Source organism: Mesorhizobium sp. M2A.F.Ca.ET.067.02.1.1, assembly GCF_004023285.1.
In the GTDB taxonomy this organism is placed as follows: domain Bacteria; phylum Pseudomonadota; class Alphaproteobacteria; order Rhizobiales; family Rhizobiaceae; genus Mesorhizobium.
The window spans coordinates 1-3,839 of the sequence record NZ_RZSB01000587.1 but is presented as its reverse complement, the minus strand read 5'-3'; the positions used below and the strand labels follow the sequence as shown (position 1 = coordinate 3,839).

General features: G+C 61.8%; 5 protein-coding genes and 1 pseudogene. 5 read left to right on the top strand and 1 reads right to left on the bottom strand.

Going from position 1 to position 3,839, the window contains the following annotated elements:
- The first annotated feature begins 60 nt into the window (after positions 1–60).
- The 4 genes from EOA28_RS28080 to EOA28_RS28065 all read left to right on the top strand — a co-directional run bounded on the left by EOA28_RS28080 (position 61) and on the right by EOA28_RS28065 (position 2,766).
- On the top strand, positions 61–1,356 hold the full coding sequence (locus tag EOA28_RS28080) for a pilus assembly protein TadG-related protein (protein WP_245463255.1): 1,296 nt from the start codon (positions 61–63) through the stop codon (positions 1,354–1,356).
- Positions 1,357–1,361: 5 nt separating this feature from the next.
- Positions 1,362–1,805, top strand: a complete 444-nt coding sequence (locus EOA28_RS28075; RefSeq protein ID WP_127252109.1) for a TadE/TadG family type IV pilus assembly protein — start codon at positions 1,362–1,364, stop codon at positions 1,803–1,805.
- Positions 1,795–2,205 carry a TadE/TadG family type IV pilus assembly protein gene (locus tag EOA28_RS28070; protein WP_128315497.1) on the top strand — a complete coding sequence of 137 codons (411 nt, stop codon included), beginning with the start codon at positions 1,795–1,797 and terminating at the stop codon, positions 2,203–2,205. The genes EOA28_RS28075 and EOA28_RS28070 overlap by 11 nt, the downstream gene beginning before the upstream one ends.
- A gap of 276 nt (positions 2,206–2,481) precedes the next feature.
- On the top strand, positions 2,482–2,766 hold the full coding sequence (locus tag EOA28_RS28065) for a hypothetical protein (protein ID WP_127252106.1): 285 nt from the start codon (positions 2,482–2,484) through the stop codon (positions 2,764–2,766).
- 71 nt (positions 2,767–2,837) lie between these two features.
- On the opposite strand, the gene EOA28_RS28060 is transcribed toward EOA28_RS28065, so the two are convergent.
- Positions 2,838–3,131 (bottom strand): hypothetical protein, encoded by a 294-nt coding sequence (locus EOA28_RS28060; protein WP_127252105.1) that lies wholly within the window; start codon positions 3,129–3,131, stop codon positions 2,838–2,840.
- Between the two features lie 366 nt (positions 3,132–3,497).
- On the opposite strand from EOA28_RS28060, the pseudogene EOA28_RS28055 reads away from it, so the two are divergent.
- Positions 3,498–3,839: pseudogene (locus EOA28_RS28055) on the top strand (hypothetical protein); the annotation flags it as partial.

Sequence of the window (3,839 nt, the reverse complement as noted above, 5' to 3'; positions counted from 1 at the left end):
CTACCGGCTCAACTCGACCGAAATAATTAGGCATTCGTTCATACGGCAATGATTGATGTGATGGCTGGGATAGCTTGGGCGCGCTCGGCCATGGCCTCTTCAGGTCGGTTCTTCAGACATCTTTTTTTCCGGCGCTTCATTCGACGCTTTTGCGAAGGCAAGGGCGGCAATGTCGCGACCATATTCGCTCTAACCCTGCCGGTCGTCGTCGGCGGGGCGGGGCTCGGCGTTGAGACCTCCTACTGGTATTATTCGAGCCTGAAGCTGCAGTCGACGGCGGATGCGGCGGCTTATGCCGGCGCAGTGGAAAAGTCCTGGGGCTCCGACACGGCTACCATCACCTCGGCCGCCACGACATCGGCGACTTCGAACGGGCTGGGCACAGGCACCATCATCGTGCACACGCCGCCGACATCCGGGGCATACACGGCCAAGAAGGCGGTCGAGGTGATCCTCAACCAGCAACTGGACCGGATGTTCACCTCAATCTTCACATCGAGCAAGGTGCCTGAGCGGGCGAGGGCGGTGGCCCTGATCAACGACGCCTCCTACGCTTGCATACTGGCGCTCAACAACTCGGCCGCGCAGGCGGCGCTCTTTTCCGGCAGCACCACCGTCAATCTTAACGGCTGCTCCGTGATGTCCGATTCGACCGCCAGTGATGCCATCAAGGTACAGGGCTCGGCGAGCCTGAAGGCCGACTGTCTGATCACGGTCGGCGGCATGGTGCTGAACAACCCGGTGACCACGAAATGCGCGTCGAAGATCACACAGGCCTTGCCGGCCGCCGATCCTTTCTCCTCCCTGCCGGCGCCCGCGGTCACGAACCCGTGCAGGAATGTCAACGCCAGCAAGACGACGCAAACACTACAGCCTGGCACCTATTGCAGTGGCATGAACCTCAACGGCAATGTCGCGCTCTCTTCCGGGACCTATGTCGTCCAGGGGAATTTGAAGATCAACGCGGGTGCGGTCATCACCTGCGCCGCCCCTTGCACCAACGGCGTAACCATCTTCATGTCCGGCAGCAACACCGTCAGCATGAACGGCAACGCCACAGTGACGCTGAGCGCGCCGACCTCGGGCACCTATTCGGGCGTGCTGTTCTACGGCGACAGGACTGGCGTCTGGGCACAGAGCACCTTCAACGGTACCGCGACCTCCTTGCTGACCGGCGCCATCTACTTCCCCAAGCAGCAGGTCAACTATCTCGGCAATTTCTCCGGCAAGGGTGGCTGCACGCAGGTCGTTGCGGACACGGTTCAGTGGTCAGGCAATTCCACCATCAATCAGGACTGCACGGCCTATGGGATGGATGGCATCACGGCCGCAACGTCCATAGTGCTCGTCGAGTAGCGGCCATGCAGCCACCGGCGATCCGTTTCCGCAGAGACCGATCCGGCGCCGCCGCGGTCGAATTCGCGCTTGTGCTGCCGGTGCTGTGCGTCGCCCTGCTGGGCACCGTCGACGGCTGGTCCTACGTCACCAACTCGCTTTCGATGCGCGCCGGTGTGAAGACGGCGGCAAACCTGGTCCTGGCGGGATCCGGCGACGACAGCAGCACGCGGGCAGCCGCGCTGGCGAGTTGGGAGAAAAAGCCTACGGACGCGGCGGTCACCGTCAATCGCGTCTATAAGTGCGGGACGATCGTAGTGGCGTCGGCGTCGACCATGTGCGGGGGATCGAAAGTGCCCACGATCTTCGTCGAGATCCAGGCCTCGGGCACCTGGAGTCCGCCCTTTGCCTTCGGCCCCTTTCCGCACGACACCGCGATGGGCCACCAGCAGGTGATCCGTGTCCGCTGAACAGAGAGCCAAGGCGTTTGCCGCCAACGCCTCTGGCGGCGCCGCGATCGAGTTTGCGCTCATTGTGCCTTTCCTGATCATGCTGCTCTTCGGCATCTTCGCCTTCGGCTGGTCGATGAACTCCGAGTCCAGCGTGCGCTATGCGCTGGAGGCCTCCGCCCGCTCGCTGCAGCTCAACAACACGCTGACCCAGGCCGACATACAGGCGATCGCGACCCAGAAGCTGCAGGCGCTCGGCTTGCAGAACGTCAACGTCACGATCACCACCGATCCGGCGAGCGGCGGCTTCTGCATGGCGCATGTCAACGCCAGCTACGCCTTCGTCATCAACTTCCCCTATTTCAGTGATTATCCGATCAACTACACGACGTCCGTGACCGTGCCGCTGGTCAGCGGCTAGAGCAATTCCAGGAAAAGTGCGAGCGGTGTTCCGTTCGGAATTGCGCAAAAACAAGGAGATAGAGCGGTTCGCCGTTTCCGTGAAACGGTGAACAGCTCTAGAAGGGCAGGGGCAAACCGGGCATGAAACCCGTCTCCTCGGGTGGTGCCGGCGGCCTACGTGCCGTCCCATCCACTCCGGCTGATCGGCGCATCATCTTAGCAATCTCTAAAGTCGCAAGCTTGACGCCAGCCACGAATGCTAGGGATTTGCCATCGTCCTATCAGGAGCGCAGCCATGACCTCTCCCGTCGGAAGCCAGCATTCCGCTGGCCTCGTACATCATTCGAGCAAACCTCAGGGATCGTCGGAAACCTTCCCGGGCAAGAGCGCGGAAAGCGTCGGCCACCTTGCAAAGGCCTCGGTCTCCGAGACGAATGCGGGCGAGCCGAACGCGCAAGGAAAAGCCGCGTCCCGCATCGCCCGCATGGATCTGACGGTGCTCTCTCCGACCGGCTCGGGTGAGGAGTCGGATACCTCGCCCGAGGCGTCGGACACCGCCGGCGACGTGGACGCCGCGTGAAACGGTCCCCTCCGCGACCGCACTAAAACGGAGATAGGGCGGTCCCCCGTTTCAAGAGACGCTGCAACGCCCTAGCAGCCTTCCGCTGTCGTCTTCATCTGCCCGGGAGCGTTCGATTTGGCGCTGGTGTCCTGTTGTCCAGGGGCTGCCTGCTTCGCGGTTCCGGTCGTCTGTTGTCCGGGGGCGCAATCCTTCGCCGAGTTTGGATTGGTCGAGTTCGTTTTGGTCTGATCCGTGTCCTTGCTGCTGGGCATCGTCGTCGTGGAGGAAGAACCCGACGAAGTGCCCGACGAAGTGCCCGACTGCGCTGTCGCCAGACCCCCGGACAGAGCAAGCAGGGCGGCGGCAAGAAGAATGCGTTTCATGACGATTGGTCCTTTCAGGTAACGTCCCTTCAGTCATTTAATCCCGGCGGGGCAGGAGTGTTCCGAGCGCCCGAACGCGCTCGACCTGCGGGGCTTTCGCGTGCCCAATGGCGCCCCTAGGGACCATGGTCCGGCGAGACAAGGGCCCTCATTTTTCCAAACGGCCCAAAAGCGCTCGGCCCTTTGTATTTCTGTGTCATTTCAATGAGTTAACGGAATTTTTTTGGAAGAGTGCGGGGCAATGACGGCGATGCTCTCATTTGGCGACCGCAATTGCCTAAAGTTTATCCGACGCCGTTAGGAAATTCTCATAAGACGCTGCCTAGCGGTTGGGCCACGGTAACGATTCATCTGCGGAGAAGTACAATGACATTGCGTAAGACACTTCTGGCATCCCTTGCCATTCTGGCGCTCGCGGCGGCCCCGGCGCTCGCCGGCAACGGCCATGGCGGCGGCAATGGCGGTAGCCACGGCGGCAATGGCGGCAATGGAAACGGCGGCGGCAATGCCGGTGGCAACGGCAAGAGCGGCGCAGAGCACGGCAAGTCGGCTTCTGCTCACGGCCACAACAAGGGCACCGACGACAGCGCGACCGACGACACCACGACAGCCGCCACGCCGAAGGAGAAGAACCTTCACGCCAAGCTCGGCCGGCTGAACTCGCTGCAGCGCAACATCAACGCCTATATGAATTCCAAGAGCAAGAAG